At 74.8% G+C, this 20,849-nt stretch carries 22 protein-coding genes; 11 read left to right on the top strand and 11 right to left on the bottom strand.

What is annotated here, in order from left to right:
* Positions 1–162: 162 nt before the first annotated feature.
* Together AB0F68_RS17845 and AB0F68_RS17850 are read left to right on the top strand one after the other, a co-directional pair.
* The gene (locus AB0F68_RS17845) at positions 163–1,194 is read left to right on the top strand and encodes an SIS domain-containing protein (RefSeq protein ID WP_357339323.1); all 1,032 of its coding nucleotides are present in this window, start codon (positions 163–165) and stop codon (positions 1,192–1,194) included.
* Between the two features lie 25 nt (positions 1,195–1,219).
* A complete protein-coding gene (locus AB0F68_RS17850) occupies positions 1,220–2,767 on the top strand; it encodes a histidine kinase N-terminal domain-containing protein (RefSeq protein ID WP_357339127.1) in 1,548 nt (515 codons plus the stop codon).
* Positions 2,768–2,791: 24 nt separating this feature from the next.
* On the opposite strand, the gene AB0F68_RS17855 is transcribed toward AB0F68_RS17850, so the two are convergent.
* The gene (locus AB0F68_RS17855; RefSeq protein WP_357339129.1) at positions 2,792–4,399 is read right to left on the bottom strand and encodes a glycosyltransferase family 39 protein; all 1,608 of its coding nucleotides are present in this window, start codon (positions 4,397–4,399) and stop codon (positions 2,792–2,794) included.
* A gap of 443 nt (positions 4,400–4,842) precedes the next feature.
* Between AB0F68_RS17855 and AB0F68_RS17860 the strand changes: the two genes are divergently transcribed.
* Genes AB0F68_RS17860 through AB0F68_RS17875 form a run of 4 tightly spaced genes read left to right on the top strand, consistent with a single transcriptional unit; the run spans position 4,843 to position 8,214 of the window.
* Positions 4,843–6,555 carry a nitrite/sulfite reductase gene (locus AB0F68_RS17860; protein WP_357339131.1) on the top strand — a complete coding sequence of 571 codons (1,713 nt, stop codon included), beginning with the start codon at positions 4,843–4,845 and terminating at the stop codon, positions 6,553–6,555.
* Positions 6,552–6,710, top strand: a complete 159-nt coding sequence (locus AB0F68_RS17865) for an IS1 family transposase (protein WP_139131928.1) — start codon at positions 6,552–6,554, stop codon at positions 6,708–6,710. Before AB0F68_RS17860 ends, AB0F68_RS17865 begins: the two co-directional genes overlap by 4 nt.
* Complete coding sequence (locus tag AB0F68_RS17870) at positions 6,707–7,471, top strand: phosphoadenylyl-sulfate reductase (RefSeq protein ID WP_357339134.1); 765 nt, start codon at positions 6,707–6,709, stop codon at positions 7,469–7,471. Before AB0F68_RS17865 ends, AB0F68_RS17870 begins: the two co-directional genes overlap by 4 nt.
* Positions 7,453–8,214: a CbiX/SirB N-terminal domain-containing protein gene (locus AB0F68_RS17875; RefSeq protein ID WP_357339136.1), complete on the top strand. Its 762-nt coding sequence runs from the start codon at positions 7,453–7,455 to the stop codon at positions 8,212–8,214. The genes AB0F68_RS17870 and AB0F68_RS17875 overlap by 19 nt, the downstream gene beginning before the upstream one ends.
* 114 nt (positions 8,215–8,328) lie before the next feature.
* Here the strand turns inward: AB0F68_RS17875 and AB0F68_RS17880 are convergent, their stop codons facing one another.
* Both AB0F68_RS17880 and AB0F68_RS17885 read right to left on the bottom strand, forming a co-directional pair.
* On the bottom strand, positions 8,329–8,586 hold the full coding sequence (locus tag AB0F68_RS17880) for a WhiB family transcriptional regulator (RefSeq protein ID WP_088975879.1): 258 nt from the start codon (positions 8,584–8,586) through the stop codon (positions 8,329–8,331).
* 447 nt (positions 8,587–9,033) lie between these two features.
* The gene (locus AB0F68_RS17885; RefSeq protein ID WP_357339138.1) at positions 9,034–9,984 is read right to left on the bottom strand and encodes a diacylglycerol kinase family protein; all 951 of its coding nucleotides are present in this window, start codon (positions 9,982–9,984) and stop codon (positions 9,034–9,036) included.
* Positions 9,985–10,027: 43 nt separating this feature from the next.
* Here AB0F68_RS17885 and AB0F68_RS17890 point away from each other — a divergent pair, with 43 nt between their 5' ends.
* Positions 10,028–10,417, top strand: a complete 390-nt coding sequence (locus tag AB0F68_RS17890; RefSeq protein ID WP_357339140.1) for a hypothetical protein — start codon at positions 10,028–10,030, stop codon at positions 10,415–10,417.
* Between the two features lie 20 nt (positions 10,418–10,437).
* Here AB0F68_RS17890 and AB0F68_RS17895 read toward each other — a convergent pair whose 3' ends face one another.
* From AB0F68_RS17895 to sodN, 3 genes are all read right to left on the bottom strand, one after another.
* A complete protein-coding gene (locus AB0F68_RS17895) occupies positions 10,438–10,845 on the bottom strand; it encodes an ATP-binding protein (protein ID WP_107076638.1) in 408 nt (135 codons plus the stop codon).
* Positions 10,846–10,877: 32 nt separating this feature from the next.
* Positions 10,878–11,333, bottom strand: coding sequence for a GNAT family N-acetyltransferase (locus AB0F68_RS17900; RefSeq protein WP_357339325.1), 456 nt, complete (start codon positions 11,331–11,333; stop codon positions 10,878–10,880).
* Positions 11,334–11,398: 65 nt separating this feature from the next.
* A complete protein-coding gene (gene sodN / locus AB0F68_RS17905; RefSeq protein WP_357339142.1) occupies positions 11,399–11,803 on the bottom strand; it encodes a superoxide dismutase, Ni in 405 nt (134 codons plus the stop codon).
* A gap of 84 nt (positions 11,804–11,887) precedes the next feature.
* Here sodN and AB0F68_RS17910 point away from each other — a divergent pair, with 84 nt between their 5' ends.
* The 3 genes from AB0F68_RS17910 to AB0F68_RS17920 all read left to right on the top strand — a co-directional run bounded on the left by AB0F68_RS17910 (position 11,888) and on the right by AB0F68_RS17920 (position 14,587).
* Positions 11,888–12,244, top strand: a complete 357-nt coding sequence (locus AB0F68_RS17910; RefSeq protein WP_357339145.1) for a S24/S26 family peptidase — start codon at positions 11,888–11,890, stop codon at positions 12,242–12,244.
* Between the two features lie 140 nt (positions 12,245–12,384).
* Complete coding sequence (locus AB0F68_RS17915; RefSeq protein WP_357339147.1) at positions 12,385–13,560, top strand: NADP-dependent malic enzyme; 1,176 nt, start codon at positions 12,385–12,387, stop codon at positions 13,558–13,560.
* A 64-nt stretch (positions 13,561–13,624) separates the two neighbouring features.
* Positions 13,625–14,587 (top strand): zinc-binding dehydrogenase, encoded by a 963-nt coding sequence (locus AB0F68_RS17920; protein ID WP_357339329.1) that lies wholly within the window; start codon positions 13,625–13,627, stop codon positions 14,585–14,587.
* A 26-nt stretch (positions 14,588–14,613) separates the two neighbouring features.
* Here AB0F68_RS17920 and AB0F68_RS17925 read toward each other — a convergent pair whose 3' ends face one another.
* The 3 genes from AB0F68_RS17925 to AB0F68_RS17935 form a co-directional block, all read right to left on the bottom strand.
* Positions 14,614–15,576, bottom strand: coding sequence for a chlorophyllase (locus AB0F68_RS17925; protein ID WP_357339149.1), 963 nt, complete (start codon positions 15,574–15,576; stop codon positions 14,614–14,616).
* A gap of 66 nt (positions 15,577–15,642) precedes the next feature.
* Positions 15,643–16,170, bottom strand: a complete 528-nt coding sequence (locus tag AB0F68_RS17930) for an aminoglycoside adenylyltransferase (protein WP_357339151.1) — start codon at positions 16,168–16,170, stop codon at positions 15,643–15,645.
* 44 nt (positions 16,171–16,214) lie between these two features.
* Positions 16,215–17,324, bottom strand: coding sequence for an alpha/beta hydrolase (locus AB0F68_RS17935; RefSeq protein ID WP_357339153.1), 1,110 nt, complete (start codon positions 17,322–17,324; stop codon positions 16,215–16,217).
* Here AB0F68_RS17935 and AB0F68_RS17940 point away from each other — a divergent pair.
* Complete coding sequence (locus tag AB0F68_RS17940; protein WP_357339155.1) at positions 17,323–17,499, top strand: hypothetical protein; 177 nt, start codon at positions 17,323–17,325, stop codon at positions 17,497–17,499. The genes AB0F68_RS17935 and AB0F68_RS17940 overlap by 2 nt on opposite strands.
* Before the next feature lie 173 nt (positions 17,500–17,672).
* Here AB0F68_RS17940 and AB0F68_RS17945 read toward each other — a convergent pair whose 3' ends face one another.
* Both AB0F68_RS17945 and pta read right to left on the bottom strand, forming a co-directional pair.
* Complete coding sequence (locus AB0F68_RS17945) at positions 17,673–18,785, bottom strand: acetate kinase (RefSeq protein ID WP_357339157.1); 1,113 nt, start codon at positions 18,783–18,785, stop codon at positions 17,673–17,675.
* Entirely contained in the window at positions 18,782–20,848 is a 2,067-nt protein-coding gene (gene pta, locus AB0F68_RS17950) for a phosphate acetyltransferase (protein ID WP_357339159.1), read from the bottom strand. The genes AB0F68_RS17945 and pta overlap by 4 nt, the downstream gene beginning before the upstream one ends.
* Between the last annotated feature and the right edge of the window lies 1 nt (position 20,849).

A 20,849-nucleotide genomic window follows, 5' to 3' on the forward strand; every position in this document is an offset into this window, starting at 1 on the left:
CCGCCAGCCGGGCAAGCCTAGGGGATCATGGCCGCGGATGGTGATCCACTGCGCACTACTGTTCGTTCCGTTGCTCGTCGCCGCCGAAAGGTGCAAGACTGAGCACCGAACGCGCGGCAAACGCGCAGGAGGGGGTCTTCCGTGACGCGTCCAGGGGCCGGGATGGCCGCCGACATCGACGAGCAGCCGGCCGGCTACGACCGCCTGCTCTCCGCCGAGCACGCCGGGGCGATCGCCCGGGTCGCGGCGGTGATCGCCGAGCGCCGGCCCCGCCACGTGGTCTTCACCGCCCGCGGAACCTCCGACCACGCGGCGCTCTATGCCGCCTATCTCACCGAGATCCGGCTCGGCCTGCCCGCCGGGCTCGCCTCGCCCAGCGCCATCACCGTCTTCGGCGCCCGGCCCGACCTCTCCGACGCCCTGGTGGTCGGGGTCAGCCAGAGCGGCGGATCGCCCGACCTTGCCGAGGTGCTGCGGGTGGCCCGGGAGTCCGGCGCGCTCACCCTGGCCGTCACCAACAACCCCGACTCGCGGCTGGTGGACACCGCCGAGCTGAGCGTGGACATCGCCGCCGGGCACGAGCGGGCCGTGGCCGCCACCAAGACCTACACGGCCGAACTGCTCGCGCTGCTCATGCTCGTCGAGGGGGTACGCGCCGGCGACGGCGTGCTCCCCGCCGAGGAGCGGGCCGCCCTGGCCCGCCTGCCCGAGCTGGCCGAGCGCACCCTGTCCGACGCCACCCCGGCGCAGCTCGCCCCGCGCTACCGGTTCGCCGCCCAGCTCGTCACCACCGGCCGGGGCTACGCGTACCCGACCGCCCGGGAGGCGGCGCTGAAGCTGATGGAGACCTCCTACCTGCCGGCGCTGGCCTTCTCCGGCGCCGACCTGCTGCACGGCCCGCTCGCCATGACCGACCCGGACGTGCCGGTGCTGGCCGTGGTCGGCTCGGGCCCCGGCGGGCGCTCGATGCGCGAGGTGCTGCCCCGGCTCGGCGAGCGCCGCGCCGACGTCGTGGTGGTCGGTTCCGCCGACGTCGGGGCGACCGCCCGGATGGCCGTGCCCGAGGTCGACGAGCGGTACGCCCCGCTGCTCGACATCCTGCCGTTGCAGCGGCTCGCCCTGGCCCTGGCGCTGGCCCGGGGCGAGGACCCGGACGCCCCCCGCGGGTTGAAGAAGGTCACGGCGACGATGTGAGGCCCGGCGTGGCACGCTGTTCAGCGTGTCCACCCTCCGTGACCTCGCCGAGGAGCACACCTCGCTCCGGCCGGCCGACATCGACCACCTGCACCGGATCGCCGGCGACTGGCAGCTCCTCTCCGACCTGTCCTTCGCCGACCTGCTGCTCTGGGTGCCGGTCGACGCCGACGGCACGTTCCTCTGCGTGGCCCAGGTCCGCCCGACGACCGCGCCGACCGCGTACCTGGACGACCAGGTCGGCCGGATCGTCGGCGGGCCCGAGGTGGCGCACCTGGAGGTCGCCCTCCGGCAGGGCCGGATCTGGCGGGAGGGCGACCCGGTCTGGTACGGCGACGTGCCCGCCCGCCACGAGGCCATCCCGGTGCGGCTGCGCACGGCCGACGGGGAGTCCGGCGAGGTGGTGGCGGTGGTCGGCCGGGACACCAACCTCTCCACCGCGCGCACGCCCAGCCAGCTCGAACTGAACTACCTGACCACCGCCGACGACCTGGCCCAGATGATCGCCGACGGCACCTTCCCGCCGCCCCGGCACCCGGGCGAGACCACCTCGGCGCCCCGGGTCGGCGACGGCCTGGTCCGGCTCGACGCCAACGGGAAGGTCACCTACGCCAGCCCCAACGCGCAGTCCGCGTACCGCCGGCTGGGCTTCGCCTCCCACCTGGTGGGCGAGGACCTGGCCAAGCTGCACCGCCGGCTCGCCGGCGACCCCCTCGAAGGCACCGACGCCGGCAACGCGGTGCTCGCCGCGCTGCGCGGCGAGGCCCCGCCCCGCCGGGAGATCGACGCCCGGGGCGCCACCATGCTCACCCGGGCGCTGCCGCTGATGCCCGCGGGCGTGCCGATCGGCGCGCTGGTGCTGGTCCGCGACATCACCGAGGTACGCCGCCGCGACCGCGCCCTGATCACCAAGGACGCCACCATCCGGGAGATCCACCACCGGGTAAAGAACAACCTCCAGACCGTCGCCGCGCTGCTCCGCCTCCAGGCCCGCCGGGTCGCCATGCCCGAGGCCCGGGTCGCCCTGGAGGAGTCGGTACGCCGGGTCGCGTCCATCGCCCTGGTGCACGAGACGCTCTCCATGTCCAGTGACGAGGCGGTCGAGTTCGACGGCATCGTCGACCGGGTCGCCAGCGCGGCCACCGAGGTGGCGGCGACCGAGGTGACCGTCGGCATGCGCCGCCAGGGCAGCTTCGGCGTGCTCCCCGCCGAGATCGCCACCTCGCTGGTGATGGTCCTCAACGAGCTGCTGCTCAACGCCGTCGAGCACGGCTTCCCACCGGCCGGTGAGGAGGGCGCCCCGGGCCCCGACGGCGCGCCGGAGCCGGCCGTGGTGGTCTCCGCGCACCGGTTCCGCAAGCAGTTGCACGTCTCGGTCGCCGACAACGGACGGGGCCTGCCCGAGCAGTTCGACGCGGAGAAGGGCGGCAACCTCGGGCTCCAGATCGTCCGGGCCCTGGTCACCGGCGAGCTGCGCGGCACGATCGAGCTGCGCAACGGCGCCGAGGGCGGCACCGAGGCCATGCTGGTCGTTCCCCTGGCGCGCGGCACCGCCGACCGCCTCGCCGGCTGACCGGCTGCCCTCGCCGCCGAGAGGTCACCGGGTGAGCAGGGCGACGGTCAGGCCGGGGCGGGGCCAGACCTGGCGGACCGTGAAGGCGCCGCGCAGGGCGTCGCCCTTGGCGCCGGGCACCGCCGCCAGCGGGTCGGCGCGCCGGCCGGTGACCACCAGCCAGACCCGGTCCACGCCGGCCAGGCACTCCGCCGGGCGGCCGCACTCGGCGGCCCAGAGGTCCGCGCGCTGCCGCTGGTCGCGCACCACCAGCACGTCGCGCGGCCGCCGCGCCCCCAGGTGGTACGCCAGGCCGAGATCCGGGAAGAGCCAGCTGTCCCGGGGCGAGTAGACGATCGCGTCGCCCGGCCGTTGGTGGTCGGCGACGACCCGGGCCACGCCCGCGTAGTCCACCGGGGCGGTCCGCGGCCACTCGTGGGTGCGCCGCAGCGCGGCCTGGTCCGGCAGCCCGACCAGGCCGGCCAGGGTCACCACGGCCAGCGCGGGCACCAGCCGTACGCCGGCCAGCGCGGCCCCGGCCAGCAGGCAGGCGAACGGCACGGTGAAGATCAGATACCGGGTGACCCAGAGCGGCACCACCGTGCCGGCGGCGTAGAGCAGCAGCACCGGCAGCAGCACGGCGAGCCCCGGCAGCAGCGCCCGCCGGCCGAGCCGGGCCGTGCCGAGCGCGGCGAGACCGAGCAGCAGGCCGCCCACCACCCCGCTCTGCGCCAGCGCGCCGGGCAGCGCGGCCAGGTCGTCGACGCGGACCAGGCGGACCCAGTCGAGCTGGCGGCCGCGCTGGCCCCCGGCCACCAGCACCAGCGGGGCCACCAGCACGACCGCCGGCAGCAGGGCCACCAGCCACCGCCACAGCACCCCGGCCCGGGCGGCCGTAGCGGACCGGGTCCGGCCCTCCCGGTCCCCGTCGCGCTCCGCGCCGGTCCGGCCCGGACCCGTCGTCGCCTCGGCCGGGGCCGATGGTGTGGCGACCTCTGGCGGGGTGCCGTCAGCGAGGCCCGGGGGCGGGGGGACGCCGGCCGCTGCGAGACCGCGCCCGGCGGCCAGCAGCACCACGACGGCGTGCGCGGCGAGCAGGGTGAGGGCGATCAGGTGGAGCAGCCCGAGCGCGGCGACGGCCGCGGCGTATCCGGCCCAGCGCCGCCAGGTCGGCCGGCGCAGCGCCCCGACCAGCAGCAGCGTGGCGAGCACGGCCAGCAGGGTGGCCGGCGCGTAGGGGCGGGCCTCCTGGCCGTACCGGGAGGTGGCCGGCAGCACGGCGAGGAGCAGCCCGGCGAGCAGCCCGGCCCGGGGACCGGCCAGCCGGGCGCCGAGCCGGGCGGTGAGCGCGGCGGCCCCGGCCATGGCCAGCGCGGACGGCAGCCGCAGCGCGGTCGTTGACGTCCCGGCGAGCGCGGTCCAGCCGTGCATGAGCAGGTAGTACGGCCCGGTCGCGGCGTCGATGGTGCCGGCCAGCCGGACCAGGTCGGGGACCGGGCGGGTGGCGGCGCTCCACGTCGCCAGCTCGTCGCGCCACGGCTGCGCGTGCCCGATCCCGGCGAGCGTGACCGCGAGGGTGAGCAGGCCGGGGATCGTCCACACCGGCCAGCCCCGGCGGTCGTCGGGCGGCGCGGACTCCGATGGCGCGGTCACATCCCGCAGCCTCACACGACGACGCCGCGCGCCGGGCCGGTCCGCCGATCCCGGAAGGATCCACCCCAGGTCGCCCCGCTCCTGAAAGCCCACCTCGGCGAGCTGGAGTCGATCAAGGCGAGGGCGCGGCAGCGTACCACCGTCTATGGCCCGGCGGTGGCCCGTGATGTGGGATCACATGGGCGGCCGGTAGTCGGGGACTTGCGGGTGTGGCAGCATGTGGCCTATGACCGCCGCTGTCATCCGCCGCTTCGTGGCCCGTCGCCACGTCGATTACGGCCGTGTCCGCAGCGCGATCTGTCCGGCCATCTGACGACGCCCGACCCATCCGTCTCGGGCGCGTTCCGCGCCGGCCGTCATCGACATCGCCGTCCTCGGCCCTCACCCAGGGCCGGCCGCCGCGTCCGCGCTTCCAGGCACAGCAGACAACGGAGGACGCCGCGATGGCGGTCAGCAGCATCACCACGACCCGGCCCGAGAACCCGGCGCCCGCCGCCCGGGCCCCCCGCCGCCCGCGCGGCGAGGGGCAGTGGGCGCTCGGGCACCGCGAGCCGCTCAACCCCAACGAGCGGATGAAGAAGGACGACGACCCGCTGAACGTGCGGGCCCGGATCGAGAACATCTACGCGCACCGGGGCTTCGCCTCGATCGACCCGCAGGACCTGCGCGGCCGGTTCCGCTGGTGGGGCCTCTACACCCAGCGCAAGGCGGGCATCGACGGCGGGCGCACGGCCGTGCTGGAACCACACGAGCTGGAGGATGAGTTCTTCATGCTCCGGGTGCGGGTGGACGGTGGCCAGCTCACCCTGGCCCAGCTCCGGGTCGTCGCGGACATCTCGCGAGAGTTCGCCCGCGACACCGCCGACATCACCGACCGGCAGAACATCCAGTACCACTGGATCCGGGTCGAGGACATGCCGGAGATCTGGCGCCGGCTGGAGGCCGTCGGCCTGCAGACCACCGAGGCGTGCGGCGACTGCCCGCGGATCGTGCTGGGCAGCCCGGTCGCCGGGGTGGCCCGGGACGAGGTGCTCGACCCGACGCCGGCGATCGACGAGATCGTCCGCCGGTACGTCGGCGACAAGGCATTCTCCAACCTGCCCCGCAAGTTCAAGACCTCGATCTCCTGGCTGGTCGACACCCCGTACGAGGCGAACGACGTCGCCTTCCTCGGCGTCGAGCACCCCGACCACGGGCCCGGCTTCGACCTCTGGGTGGGCGGTGGCCTCTCCACCAACCCGATGCTGGCCAAGCGCCTCGGCGCGTGGGTGCCGCTGGCCGAGGTGCCGGACGTCTGGGCCGGCGTGGTCGGCATCTTCCGTGACTACGGCTACCGCCGGCTGCGCAACCGGGCACGGCTGAAGTTCCTGGTCGCCGACTGGGGCCTGGCGAAGTTCCGCGAGGTGCTGGAGAAGGAGTACCTGGGCCGGGCGCTGCTCGACGGGCCGGCCGCGACGCTCCCGGCGAAGCCGGTCGACCACATCGGCGTGCACCCGCAGCGCGACGGCAACAACTACGTCGGGGCCGCCCCGGTGGTGGGCCGGGTCTCCGGCACCCAGCTCGCCCGGCTCGCCGACGTGGCCGAGGCGCACGGCAGTGACCGGGTGCGGCTCACCCCGTACCAGAAGTTGCTGGTGCTGGACGTGGCGCCGGAGCGGACCGACTCGCTGGTGGCCCAGCTGCGCGGGATCGGTCTGGAGGCCCGGCCCTCGGCCTGGCGGCGCGGCACCATGGCCTGCACCGGGATCGAGTTCTGCAAGCTCGCCATCGTGGAGACCAAGCGGCGCGGCGAGGAGCTGGTGGCCCGGCTGGAGGAGCGGCTGCGCGACTTCGACGCCGACATCTCCATCCACCTCAACGGCTGCCCGAACGCCTGTGCCCGCACCCAGGTGGCCGACATCGGCCTCAAGGGCCAGCTCGTCGTGGGCCCGGACGGCCAGCAGGTGGAGGGCTTCCAGGTGCACCTCGGCGGCGGCCTGGGCATGGCCGCCGGGCAGACCGCCGGCTTCGGCCGCAAGCTGCGCGGCCTGAAGACCACCGCCGAGGCGCTTCCGGAGTACGTGGAACGGCTGGCCCGCCGCTACCTGGCCGGCCGGCACGAGGGCGAGAGCTTCGCCAACTGGGTGATCAGGGTCGACGAGGAGGAATTGCGATGAGCGATGCCCGATCTGCGCCTCTCTACTGCCCGTACTGCGGGGAGGAGGACCTGCGGCCGCACGAGGCCGGGCACGGCGCCTGGGAGTGCCACGCCTGCGCGCGGGTCTTCACCGTGAAGTTCACCGGACTGCTCTCCCGGGCGGTGACCCGATGAGCGCCCTGCCCTCCGCCGCCGGCCTGGGCCTGGTCGGGATCGGCGGGCCGGCCCCGGCCGACCCGGCCCGGCGCGACCCGGAGGAGCTGCGCGCGCTGGCCGAGCGGGCCGGCCGGGAACTGGAGGGCGCGCCCGCGCTGGAGATCGCCCGCTGGGCCGCCGAGACCTTCGGCGACCGGTTCTGCGTGACCAGCTCGATGGCCGACGGGGTGCTGGCCCACCTGGTCTCCCGGGTCGCCCCCGGGGTCGACGTGGTCTTCCTGGACACCGGCCTGCACTTCCCGGAGACGCTCAAGGTCCGCGACGAGGTGGCCCGGCGGCTGCCGGTGAACGTGCGCTCGATCCGGCCCCGGATGACCGTCGGACAGCAGGACGGCCAGTACGGCCCCCGGCTGTTCAGCAAGTCCCCGGACGACTGCTGCCAGCTGCGCAAGGTGGAGCCGCTGGAGCGGGCGCTGACCGGGTACGACGCCTGGGCCGCCGGGCTGCGCCGGGACGAGTCGCCGACCCGGGCCAACACCCCGGTGGTGGCCTTCGACACGCGGCGCGGCAAGGTCAAGGTCAACCCGATCGCGGCCTGGAGCCAGCGGGACGTGGACGCCTACATCGCCCGCTACGACATCCCGGTCAACGAGCTGTTCGCCCGGGGCTACGGCTCGATCGGCTGCTGGCCCTGCACCCGCCGCACCCGGGCGGGGGAGGACCCGCGGGCGGGCCGCTGGGCCATGTTCGAGAAGACCGAGTGCGGCCTGCACACCTGACCGCCGAGCCGCCGGTGGTGCTGGTCGCGCACGGCAGTCGGGACCCCCGGGCGGCCGCGGCGATCCGGGCCCTGGCCCGAGCCGTGGCGGCCGCCCGTCCCGGCGTCCCGGTGCTGCCGAGCTGGCTGGACCACACCAATCCCGGTCCCGCCGCGGTGCTGCGGGACCTGGCCGCCGCCGGTCATTCGCGGGCAGTGCTGGTGCCGTTGCTGCTGACCGCCGCGTACCACCGGAAGGTCGACATCCCGGCGGCGGTGGCGGCGGCCCGCGCGGGCGGCGCGGCCATCGAGGTGCGGGTGACCGACGTGCTGGGGCCGGCGGACGGGGTGGTGGACGCCCGGCTGCTGGCCGGGCTGCGCCGTCGGCTGGCCGAGGCGGCGCCGGGCGGCTTCGACGCCCTGGTGCTGGCCGCGGCGGGCACCCGGGATCCGCGGGCGCGCGGTTCGGTGGGGCGGGTCGCCGCGGCGCTCGGCGCCGAGCTGGGCGTGCCCTGCCGGGTGTCGTACGCGTCGGCGGCGCCCCCGGGCGCCGGTGTCGCGGTGTCCCGGCTGCGCGCGGCGGGTGCCCGCCGGGTGGCGGTGGCCGGCTACTTCCTGGCCCCGGGGCTGTTCCACGACGCGGTCCGGGCGACGGCGGAGCGGGCCGGCGCGGTGGCGGTCGCCGATCCGCTGACCGACCTGCCGGAACTCGCCGATCTGGTGCTGCGTCGGGTCGACGCCGTGCCGGTCGGCAGCCCGGTGTGACGCGCGTCGCCTCCATGATCAACCAGGGCGGCGCCGGGGTAGCGGGGTGTCACGTGCTCCGGACAGCAGAACGCCCCGGCCGGAATCCGGCCGGGGCGTTCAGTTGCGTGCGAATCAGGCGGAGTGAGCGCGCAGCACCCGGAGCCCGCCGCGGCGCTTCACCGCGCGGCGCTCCTCTTCGCTCATCCCGCCCCAGACGCCGGCGTCCTGACCGGACTCCAGCGCCCACTGGAGGCAGTGGTCGGTCACCGGGCAGCGCCGGCAGACGGCCTTGGCCTGCTCCACCTGCAGGAGGGCCGGGCCGGACGTCCCGATCGGGAAGAACAGCTCCGGGTCCTCGTCGCGGCAGACGGCATCGTGGCGCCAGTCCATGGCGGCAACACTCCTCATTCTCAAATGGGTGGCCAGATAACGCTTCGTTGCTATTCCTATATGCGTCCGCATTGCCGATCGGTGACGGTCAGCGTCCATCAATTCGGCGCTGCGTGAGCAGGCTTGCGGGCCGTGGACCTGCTGGAACAGCTCAACCTGCCGAGCATATCCAGGCAATGTCCCGGTAACACGACTTCGCTTGTGAATACTTTCACGAACTGTCGCGATGTCAAGGGTGGCGCTCGGAAAAACTCCGAACAGTGAGCGGGCTCACCACCCTTTTGTCCGGGTTTCAGAGCGCTCTGGTTACCCGGCGTGCCACAGTCGAGGATCAATATAGTACGGTCTGCGTGACGTTGCTGACATTTCCGGCACCTTCCCTCGGTGTGGCGGTCACCGCCGGATGCGGTGAGGGGGTCCGCGTCAACCGACGGGAGTACCCGAGACCTAGCAGATTACTCTCAGTGCGGCAGGCACGGATGCGAATCTGACTTTTTCCCGCTCGCCGAGGTAGTCGCCGTCCAACTGGAAGGCCAGCGGACGGGCCGAGAGCAGGGTGAACTCCGCCACGTCGTGCAGCCGGAGCACCTGCCGGCCGCGCGGGTCGGGCTCCCGGGCGAAGAACTGGGTCACCGTCCGTGCCGTGCTGGCCACCTTGAGGCGCCGCAGGGCGAGCACGTCGAGGCCGAGGTCGAACGAGGCCTCCGGGTTCGGGTTGATCTCCCGGTCGCCCAGGTACGTCCACGGGGCGGTGTTCTGGATGATGATCGTGCCCAGGTCGGTCTCGGCGGGCTCACCGGGGCGCTCCAGCGTGATCGCCGGGTGCCGCCGGTCCGAGGCGAGGAAGTACTGGCTCACCGTGGAGCGGAAGTAGAGCGTCGGCGTGGACACCCGGCCCCGCTTGCGGGCCCGCTCGACCCGCTGGATGACGGCCGCGTCGATGCCGAAGCCCGCGCAGAAGGTGAAGTAGCGGTCGTCCGCCCGGCCCAGCCCGATGGTCCGGGACCGGCCCAGCCGCAGCCCCTCCAGGATCATGCTGGTCCCGTCCGGCCACTCCCGGGGCAGGCCGAGGGCCCGGGCGAAGACGTTGGTCGAGCCGCCCGGGACGGTCGCCAGCGCCGGCAGCCGCTCCGCCGGGGTCTGCCCGGTGCGGAAGGTCGGCGGCTCGGCCGCCATCAGGCCGTTCACCACCTCGTTGACCGTGCCGTCGCCGCCGAGCGTGACCACCAGGTCGACGCCCTCCTGGGCGGCCTCCCGCGCCAGGTCCATGGCGTGGCCCCGCCGGCGCGTGTATCGCACCGACAGGTCGACTTCGCTGCGCAGCGCCCGGACCAGCACGTCCCGGCTGCGCTCGCTGGTGGTGGTGGCCTTCGGATTGACCACCAGGACGGCCCGCATGGGCGGCACTGTACCGCGCCTACCCACGGGTATCGTGTCGCGCGTGACGATCGACTCCGGCCCGGTTCCCGGCACGCTCCGCTGGGCGGTGCTCCTGCTGCGCGCCGAGGCGGTGGCGCTCGGCCTGGTCGCGGTGTGGCTCATCTGGTCCGACCTGACGGCGCGTACCACCGACCTGACCTCGGCGCTGCTGGTGACCGCCTTCGCGGTCGCAGGAGCGGCCGTGCTCTGGGCGCTCGGCACCGCGCTGGGCCGTCGTCGCTCGGGGGCCCGGGCGCCGGCCATCGTGCTTCAGCTCATGCTGCTGCCGGTCGGCTGGTACATGATCCAGGGCGGGCTGGGCTGGCTGGGCCTGCCGCTCATGGCGCTCGGCCTCGCCGTCACCGGCCTGCTGGTCAGCACCCCGACCAACCGGGCGCTCGGCTTCGACTGACGCCGCGCCCGCCGGGCCGGTCAGTAGCCGGAGGCGCGGCGGGTGAGCAGGGAGATGGTGGCCCGGCCGTCGGCGGCCCGGGCGCTCGCCGAGGTGGTCAGCGCGGTGAGCACCTTCCAGGCGAAGGACGACTCCGAGGGAAGCGTGGCGCCCCGCACGGTCGGCACGGTCACCTCGACGGTGAGCGCGTCCTCGGTGACCGCGAAGCGGCACTCCAGCTCGGCGTCGCGAGTGGCGATGGCGAGCAGCATGGCGCACGCCTCGTCGACCGCGATGCGCAGGTCCTCGATCTCGTCGAGGGCGAACTGGAGCCGGGCCGCGAGACCGGCGGTGGCGGTGCGCAGCACGCCGAGGTAGCCGCCGTCCGCGGGCACCGTGAGGTGCACGACGTCGTCGTCGGTCGTCGGCTGGCCGGTCAGTTGAGTCACGCCTCATCCCCCCGGTGCGGGACTCTACCCGGTCAGGCGTCCGGCCGCGTGGGGGTGGCCGCGGCCTGCGCCGCGAGGTCGTGCAGCGCCGTCCCGGCCAGCCGGTAGGGCACCCACTCGTCCATCGGTGCGGCCCCGATGGCGGCGTAGAAGCGGGCGGCGGGGTTCCAGTTGATCATCCACCACTCCAGCCGCCGGTAGCCGCGCTCGACGCAGATCGCGGCGAGGGTGGCGAGCAGCAGGCGGCCCGCGCCGGTGCCGCGGGCGGCCGGCCGGAGGTACAGGTCCTCCAGGTAGATGCCGTGCACGCCCTCCCAGGTGGAGAAGTTGAGGAACCAGAGGGCGAAGCCGATCGGCTGGTCGGCGGGATCCACGGCGACGTGCCCGTACAGCGCCGGCGCGGGACCGAAGAGGGCGGCGGTGAGCTGCTCCTCGGTGAGGTGGCACTGCTCGGGGGCGCGCTCGTAGTCGGCGAGTTCGTGCACCATCGCGACGACGGCCGGCACGTCCTCGGGACGCGCCGGCCGGATCGTCGGTGCCTGGGCGGGCAGGCTCACGCCTGCTTGGTCTCCCAGAAGATCTTCGAGATCTCGTCGATCTTCTGCAGCAGCTTGTCGGCCACGGCCGGGTCCATGCTGCCCTTCGCGCCGGCGGAGCCGGCGAGCTTGGTGGTCTCGTTGAACAGTTCGTGCAGGTGCGGGTACTTCTCGAAGTGCTGCGGCTTGAAGTAGTCGGTCCAGAGCACCCACAGGTGGTGCTTGACCAGCTCGGCCCGCTGCTCCTTGATGAGGATGGCGCGCGTGCGGTACTCCGGGTCGGTGTTGGCCTGGTACTTCTCGCAGATCATTTTGACCGACTCGGCCTCGATCCGGGCCTGCGCCGGGTCGTACACGCCGCACGGCAGGTCGCAGTGCGCGCTGGCGGTCACACGGGGCGTGAGGATGCGAGGAAGGCGCATCAGGGTCCTCCATGGGATGTTTGCGATGATCCGAGACGACATTACTCCTGGACATGCTCCCCGGCGGGCGGGAGGTGAAACCCGGTGCACGCCGCGAACGGCCCGGCCGCGCCAGTGCTCCGCGGGCCGCTGGCCGCCGTCCTGGTGACCGGCCCGTCCATGGCGCCCACTCTGCGGCACGGCGACGCCGTGCTGGTGCGGACCGGGGGCCGGCCGGTACGCCCCGGCGACGTGGTCGTCGCCGTCTTCCGCAGCCGCCCCGACCTGCTCGTGGTCAAGCGCGTGGTCCGCCGGCAGGACGGCGGCTGGTGGCTGCGCGGCGACAACGATCTGGTGACCGACGACTCCCGGGCGTACGGGGTGGCCGACGTCCGGGGCCGGGTGGTGGCGCGGTACTGGCCGCGTCCCGGGCTGGTCAAAGCTCGTTCGCCGGTGATATGACCCCGCTCACATCCCGGTGCCGGATGGCTGACTATGCTCGGAAAGTGCCCGGGTGACCCCCCGCACCGCCGCCCCGCTGGCCGCTGACCACGCGTGCCGAGCCGGCCGGTCCGTCTGCTCGACAGATCCTGGAGTCACCAATGTCTGCGTCCACCCCGGACCCCGCTGATCCCGTCTTCCGGCTGCACCTCGGCGGCAAGATGGCCGTCGCCTCGACGGTGCCGCTCACCAGCCGGGAGGACCTGTCCCTCGCGTACACCCCGGGCGTGGCCCGGGTCTGCGAGGCGATCGCCGCCGACCCCGACCTCGCCGACGACTACACCTGGGTGTCGCACACCGTCGCGGTGGTCACCGACGGCTCCGCCGTGCTCGGCCTGGGCAACATCGGTCCGCGCGCGGCGCTGCCGGTGATGGAGGGCAAGGCGGTGCTGTTCAAGCAGTTCGGGGGCGTGGACGCGGTTCCGGTCTGCCTGGACACCCAGGACGTGGACGAGATCGTGGCGATCGTGCGGGCGCTCGCCCCCTCGTTCGGCGGGATCAACCTGGAGGACATCAGCGCCCCGCGCTGCTTCGAGGTGGAGCGCCGGCTGGACGAGGCGCTCTCCATCCCGGTCTTCCACGACGACCAGCACGGCACCGCGATCGTGGTGCTGGCCGCGCTGCGCAACGCCGCCACCCTGCTCAACCGCAAGCTGGGCGACCTGCGGGTGGCGGTCAGCGGGGCCGGCGCGGCCGGTGTGGCGGTGACGAAGATGCTGGTCGCCGGGGGTGTCAACCCGGACCAGGTGGTGGTCTGCGACTCCAAGGGCATCATCGGGCGGCACCGCGAGCTGACCGGGACCAAGGCCGAGTTGGCCGAGATCACCAACGCCGAGGGGCGGCAGGGCGACATCACCGAGGCGCTGCGCGGCGCGGACGTCCTGGTCGGCGTCTCCGGTGGGCAGATCCCCGAGGCGGCGGTGGCCGGCATGGCCCCGAGCGGCATCGTCTTCGCGCTGGCCAACCCCACCCCGGAGGTGCACCCCGAGGTGGCCGCCCGGCACGTGGCCGTGGTCGCCACCGGGCGCAGCGACTACCCCAACCAGATCAACAACGTGCTCGCCTTCCCGGGCGTGTTCCGGGGCGCGCTGGACTCAAGGGCCACCCGGATCACCGACGGGATGAAGGTGGCCGCGGCCGACGCCATCGCCAACGTGGTGGCCGAGTCGCTGACGCCGGAGGCGATCGTGCCCTCCCCGCTGGACCCGCGGGTCGCCCCCGCGGTCGCCGAGGCGGTCGCGGAGGCCGCCCGGCGGGACGGGGTCGCCCGCCGCTGAGCGACGGGAAGAAACGGCGCCGGTGGGGAAGGTCGCCTTCTTGACGAGCGCTGAGCTTGTTACGGTGCCGATCATGCGTGCCGCCTTCGCCTCGGCCTTCGACGCCGACAACCCGCTCGCCGCGCTCACCGTCGGCGACCGCCCCGAGCCGACCCATCCGCAGGAGGACTGGGTCACCGTGCAGGTCCGGGCCAGCTCGCTCAACCACCACGACCTCTGGTCGTTGCGCGGGGTGGGCCTCAGTGCCGACCAGCTCCCGATGATCCTCGGCTGCGACGCGGTCGGCACCGACCCGGACGGCAACGAGGTGGTCATCTACCCGGTGGTGCCCACCCCAGGCGACCCCCGCGGGGTCTCCATCCTCTCCGAGCACTTCGCGGGCACCTTCGCCGAGCGGGTGGCCGTACCCCAGATGAACCTGCTGCCGCTGCCCGACGGCCTCTCCGCGATCGACGCGGCCTGCCTGCCCACGGCCTGGCTCACCGCGTGGCGGATGCTCACCACCAAGGGCCGGGTCGGCGACGGCGAGTCGGTGCTGGTCCAGGGGGCCGGCGGCGGCGTGGCCACCGCCGCCGTGGCGCTCGGCGTCGCGCTCGGCAAGCGGGTGTACGCGACCAGCCGCCACGCCGACAAGCGGGAGCGGATCACCGAGCTGGGCGCGACCGCGCTGGAGCCCGGCGCCCGGCTGCCCGAGCGGGTCGACGTGGTGATCGAGACGGTCGGCGCGGCCACCTTCGACCACTCGCTCAAGTCGGCCGCCCCGATGGCCCGGATCGTGGTCTCCGGCGCCACCGCCGGCCACGAGGCCAAGGTCAACCTGCGCCGGGTCTTCGCCATGCAGCTGGAGATCCTCGGCACCTCGATGGGCACCCCCGACGAGCTGACCCAGCTCCTGGCGTTCTGCGCCGAGCACGAGGTGCGCCCGGTGGTGGACCGCGTGGTGCCGTTCGGCCGGATCGAGGAGGCGTTCGCCCGCCTGAACTCCGGCGACGTCTTCGGCAAGGTGGTCATCGACCACACCGCCTGACCGGCGTCGCCGCCCTGGACGACCGGTCAGAGGTGGTCGTCCAGGGTGGCCAGGCCGCCGCGGGTGGCGTCGGCGGGCAGCCGCTTCTTCGCCGCCGCGTCGCCGTAGAGCGTCCAGCGGAGGAACTCCACGGTGGTGTCGGCGACCACCCGGAGCGCCGTGGAGTCGCCGAGCAGGGCCCGCCCGTGGTCGCCGTTCGGCAGGCTGAGCATCGCCTTCGGCCAGGGCACCGCGTCGTAGACCGCCTTGCCCGCGGCGTAGCCCACCACCTCGTCGGCCTCGCCGTGCACGAAGAGCTGCGGCGCGGCCGCCCCGGCGAACGCGGTGCCGACACCGAGCGCCGTGCCGGCGAAGACGATGCCCGCGTCCAGGCGCTCGTCCCGGCCCGCGGTGAACAGCCCGATCGTGGTCACCCCGCCCGCGCTGTGCCCGGTGGCGGCCACCCGCTCCGGGTCCAGCCGGCCGCGCAGCGGGTCGCCCGCCCGGCCGTCGAGGGCGAGCACCTGGGTCAGCACGTACGACACGTCGGCCGGCTGGTTGAGCACGTCGAGCGGGTTGCCGTCGCCGCCGGCGCCGGTGTGCGGGAACTTCGGCGCGGCCACCACGAACCCGGCGGCCGCCCAGCGACTCAGCAGCAGGTGGTAGTCCTCCGGCCGGGCGCCCAGCCCGTGGCTGAACAGCACCACCGGGAACCGCCCGTCCGCCACCGGCGCGGACCGCTCGGCCACGCCGCCGGCCTCGCCCCGAGCCGGGTACCAGAGGGTCACCGGCAGCGGGCGGTCGCCGTCGCGGTTCAGCTTCAGCTGGCGTACGCCGACCGCGAAGCTCTCGGTGGGGGCGTGCCCGGCGGGTACCCGCGGCGCGGGCGTGGTGGCCTTCGGCGGGGCGTCGGGCGCGGGTCGCGCGGCCGGGGCGGTCCCGCCCGAGCAGCCGGCCAGACCGGCGCTGAGCAGGGCGGCGGTGACCAGGGCGGCGGGGCGTCGGCGCATGAACACGATTGTGCCTCGCGCGCGGGGGTGACCGGCCGGCATCGCACGCAGCGTGACGCGATCGCCTCAGCCGGCTGGCGGCCGGCCCGCGCGCAGCCGGGCCAGGTCGGCGGCGTCCTTGGACCGGCGGGGCCGCTCGGGCATCCAGACCGGGTACATCTCCTTGAACTCGATCTGGGCGGCGACGCTGATCACCGGGGCGGTGAGCGGCCCGATCCGGCCCGGCGGGGCGTTCAGCATCCCCTCCGGCAGCGGGGTGCCGGCCCACGGCCCGGCCCCGACCACCACCCGGCCCGCCGGGTCCCGGTCCAGGTACGCGAAGCTCAGCTCGACGTCACGCCGGACGAGGTCGAGCTGCTTCTCGACCGGCATCCGGGCGTCGGGGCGCCAGCCCTGCCCGCCGAGCCGGGCCGCCAGCGGGCCGGCGTCGTGTCGCCAGCAGTACCAGTCGACGTCCACGTGGGGCCGGCTCACCGCGCCGAGGTGGAAGTCCATGGCCCACCCGCCGCGCAGCCACACGGCGATCCCGGCCGCGCCGGTCAGCTCGACCACCTCGCGGATCGCGTCGACTTGCCGCCCGGCCAGCCCGTCCATCCGGGCGACGCTACCGCCCGCCGACCGGCCGCGCCGCCCCGCGCTCAGTCGGGCAGGGCGCGGGTGGTGAGGGTGGTGGTGCCGGGGAGGCGGGCGTCGGCGGGGAGGCGGCGGAGGGCGGCGCGGTCGTCGTAGAGGGTCCACCGGAGGAAGTCGGTGGTGGCGGCGACGACCTGGGCGAACCCGGGGCGGCCCGGGTTCAGGTACTCGCCGTGGCCCTGGCCGGGGAGGCCCAGGAAGGCGGCCGGCCCGAGGCTGCGGGCGTACGCGGCCCGGCCCACCGACTCGGGCACGACGGGGTCCGCGCCGCCGTGCACGAACAGCAGGGGCGCGGCCGGTCCGGCGAAGCTGCCGGCCAGCCCGCCGCCGGCGATGATGATGCCGGCGCGCAGCCGGGGCGAGTGCCCCGAGGTGAACATGCCGGCCGTGGTGAAACCGCCGGCCGAGTGCCCGGAGGCGGCGAACCGGTCGACCGCGAGGTGCCCGGCGAGCGGGTCCCCGCGCCGGGCGTCGAGGCGGACCAGGTGGCGGATCAGCCGCCAGCCGTCGGCCGGCTGGTTCCGTACGTCGGCCCGGGTGAAGTCGCGCGCCCGCAGGTTGGTCCGCGGGTAGGTCGGCGCGGCCACCACGAACCCGGCCGCCGCCCAACGGGTGGTCAGCGGGGCGTGCAGCTCCGGGAGGCTACGCAGCCCGTGGCTGTGGACCACCACCGGGAACCGGCCGGGGGCGACCGGCGCGTCGGGCCGCGGCACCGGCCCCGCCTGCGCACCGCTGCTCGTCGCGGCCGCCGGGGCGGTGGCGACCACCGGGGCGCCGGGCTCCACCGGGTACCAGACGGTGACCGGCAGCGGCCGGGGGCCGCCGGGGTCGAGGACGAACTGCCGCACGCCCACGGCGTACGCCCGCGGCGGCGCCGGGCGGAAGGACGGGACCCCGCCGTCGGTGGCGGCGGCGGCCGGGCCGCAACCGGCCACCAGCGCCACCAGCAGCGCGGCGACCAGCCGCTGCACCCTCACCCCCTCACGGTAGGCGGCCGGCCGGCCGGTCCGGCCCCGCCGACCGGGCCGACGCCCCTCCACCGGCCGGACCGGGTACGCCGCCACCGGCCCGGCGGGGCGCGGCGGCTCGACCGGCTTCGCTAGGGTCACGCGCATGGCTGAGAACTACACCGACCCGAGTGGCAACACCGCGCAGTTCCGCGCGTTCGTCGACGCGCCCGACAGCGCGGCGACGCCGGCGGAGACCCCGTCCCGACTGCCGCTGATCGTCGGCATCGGCGTCGCCGCCGTCGTGGTGGTCGCCCTCGTCGCCTGGCTCGCCCTGGGCTGACCCGCCGCCCTCCCGCCCGCCTCCTCCGCAACCCCCTGTCCGCCCGGCCGCCCCCGGCCGGCCCCGTTGATCATGAGGTTAGCGGCGCGATCTGCCGGATCTGTCGCCGCCAACCTCATGATCGCCGAGGCGGTGCCGGGTGTGTGGAGGCGGTGCGGGTGCGGGGGAGGGGGTCAGGCGTTGAGGACGTCTCGGGTCTGGCGGGCGATCTCGCGCTCCTCGTCGGTGGCGATCACGCAGACCGTGACCTCGCTGCCGTCGGGGGAGATGACCCGGTCACCGCTGCCGGCGTTGCGAGCCGGGTCGACGGCGATGCCGAGCCGGTCCAGGCCGGCCAGCGCCGCCGCGCGGACCGGGGCGGCGTGCTCGCCGACCCCGGCCGTGAAGGTGATCGCGTCGACCCGCCCGAGCAGGGCGTAGTACGCGCCCACGTAGCCGGTGAGCCGGCGGCGGTAGACGTCGAAGGCGAGCGCGGCGGCCGGGTCGCCGGCGTCCCGGCGGGCCAGTACCTCCCGCATGTCGTTGACCCCGGACAGCCCGAGCAGACCGCTGCGGTGGTTGAGCAGGTCGTCGATGTCGTCCACGCGCATCCCGGCCTCGCGGCGCAGGTGGAAGATGATGGTCGGGTCGAGGTCCCCGCTGCGGGTGCCCATGACCAGGCCCTCCAGCGGTGACATGCCCATCGAGGTGGCCACGCTCCGCCCGCCCTGCACCGCGCAGGCGCTCGCCCCATTGCCCAGGTGCAGGGTGATGGTGTTCAGCTCGTCGTACGGCCGGTCGAGCAGCTCCGCGGTGCGCCGCGAGACGTACGCGTGCGAGGTGCCGTGGAAGCCGTACCGGCGCACGCCGTACCGCTCGGCGATCTCCCGGTCGATGGCGTACGTGGCGCCGGCCTCGGGCAGCGTGTGGTGGAACGCGGTGTCGAAGACGGCGACCTGCGGGGTGTCCGGCAGCGCCTCCCGGGCGACCCGGATGCCGGCCAGGTTCGCCGGGTTGTGCAGCGGGGCGAGGGGGACGAGGGCCTCGATGGCGGCGATGACCTGGTCGTCGATCCGCACGGGCGCGCTGAACGTGCGCCCGCCGTGCACCACCCGGTGCCCCACGCCGGCCAGTCCCGCCAGGTCGAGCCCCTCGATGATCTGCCGCACCGCGCTCTCGTGGTCGGCCGGCCCGCCGCCCGGCTCGCCGATCCGCTCGACGGTGCCCTTGTCGCGCGTCTCGTCGTCGTCGTACAGCCGGTACTTGACCGACGAGGAACCGCAGTTGAGGACCAGAATCCGGGTCATTCCGTCTCCCCGGCGGCGGCCTGGATGGCGGTGATCGCCACCGTGTTGACGATGTCGGGCACCGTGGCGCCCCGGGACAGGTCGTTGACCGGCCGGCGCAGGCCCTGCATGACCGGGCCGACCGCCACCGCGCCGGCCGAGCGCTGCACCGCCTTGTAGGTGTTGTTGCCGGTGTTCAGGTCCGGGAAGATGAACACCGTGGCCCGCCCCGCCACCGGGCTGTCCGGCAGCTTGGTGGCCGCCACCTGCGGGTCGATCGCCGCGTCGTACTGGATCGGGCCCTCGACCAGCAGCTCCGGCCGGCGCTCCCGGACCAGCTTGGTGGCTGCCGCGACCTTCTCCACGTCGGCCCCGAAGCCGGAGTCGCCGGTCGAGTAGGACAGCATCGCCACCCGTGGCTCGATGCCGAACCGGGCGGCGGTGTCGGCCGACGAGAGGGCGATGTCGGCGAGTTGGGCGGCGTCCGGGTCGGGGTTGACCGCGCAGTCGCCGTAGACCAGCACCCGGTCGGCGAGCAGCATGAAGAACACGCTGGAGGCGACCGAAACGCCCGGCACGGTGCGGATGATCTCGAAGGCGGGCCGGATGGTGGCCGCCGTGGTGTGGGTGGCCCCGGAGACCATGCCGTCGGCGCGGCCGGTTCCCACCATCATGGTGCCGAAGTAGTTGGGCTGGGCCACGATGTCGTGCGCCAGTTCGGCGGTGACGCCGCGGTGGGCGCGCAGCTTCGCGTACCCGGCGGCGAACTCGTCCCGCCACTCGCTGGTGACCGGGTCGATCACCTGGGCGTCGCCGATGTCGATGCCCAGCTCGCGGGTGCGCCGCGCCACCTCGTCGGAACGCCCGAGCAGGGTCAGGTCGGCCACGCCCCGGCGCAGCAGCACCTCCGCGGCGCGCAGGATCCGCTCGTCGGTGCCCTCGGGGAGCACCAGCCGCCGCCGCTGCGCCCGGGCCCGGTCGATCAGGTCGTTCTCGAACATCAGCGGGGTGACCCGTTCCGACCGGCTGACCCGCAGGCGGCGGGCCAGGTCGACGGTGTCCACGCAGCGCTCGAAGGCGCCCAGCGCGGCCTCCACCTTGCGCGGGTTCGCCACGCTGGGCCGCCCCTCGATCCGGCTGGACGCCGCGACCGTGTCGTAGCTGTCGCTGGTCACCGAGAGCACGGCCAGCCCGGTGTTCATCCGCTCGACCAGCCGCATGGCCCGGGGGTCGGGCTGCTCGCCGAGCGTGAGCACCAGCCCGGCCACCGACACCTGCCCGGCCACGTGCGCGGCGCTCGCCGCCACCAGCAGGTCGGCCCGGTCGCCGGGGGTGATGACCAGCGCGCCGTCGGTCAGGTGGTCCAGCAGCGTGGGCACGTGCGCCGCGCCGACCACGTAGTCGAGCACGTCGCGGTCCAGCGCGGCCCGGTCGCCCGCGAGCAGGGTGGCGCCGAGCGCCGCCGCCACCTCGGCCACCGTCGGCGCCGACACGGTCGGCACCTCCGGGATGGCGTACGCGGGAACGGGCAGCTCGGGCAGCGTCATCGGCTCGGGCACCCGGTTGGCGACCACCGCCACCACCGTGGCGCCCAGGTCCTCCACGTCGTGGTACGCCCCGCGCAGCGCCGCCGCGATCGCCTCGGGCGGCTGCCCGAACCCGTCCACCACGGGCACCACCACGCTGCTGAACTCGGTCGCCAGCCGGGCGTTGAAGGCCAGCTCGCGAGGGCCGGCGCCGTCCCCGTCGGCGAAGTCGCTGCCCACCACGACCACCGCCGGGCAGCGCCGCTCGACCGCCCGGTAGCGGGCCACGATGCGGGAGATCAGCTCCTCCCGGCGGCCGTCCGCGACCAGTGCGGTCGCCTCGGCGTACGTGGCGCCGTGCAGCTCGTCGACCGGCAGCTCCACCCGGTAGCGCTCGGTGAGCAGGGCGAGGATCGGGTCGGGGCCCTGACCGGAGACCAGCGGCCGGAACGCGCCGATCCGCTCGACCTGCCGGGACAGCAGCTCGGCCAGCCCGAGCGCGATCGTCGACTTGCCCCCGCCCGACCCCACGCTGGTCAGGTACACGCTGCGCGCCACG

The organism is Micromonospora sp. NPDC023966 (genome assembly GCF_040639095.1).
Lineage (GTDB): Bacteria > Actinomycetota > Actinomycetes > Mycobacteriales > Micromonosporaceae > Micromonospora.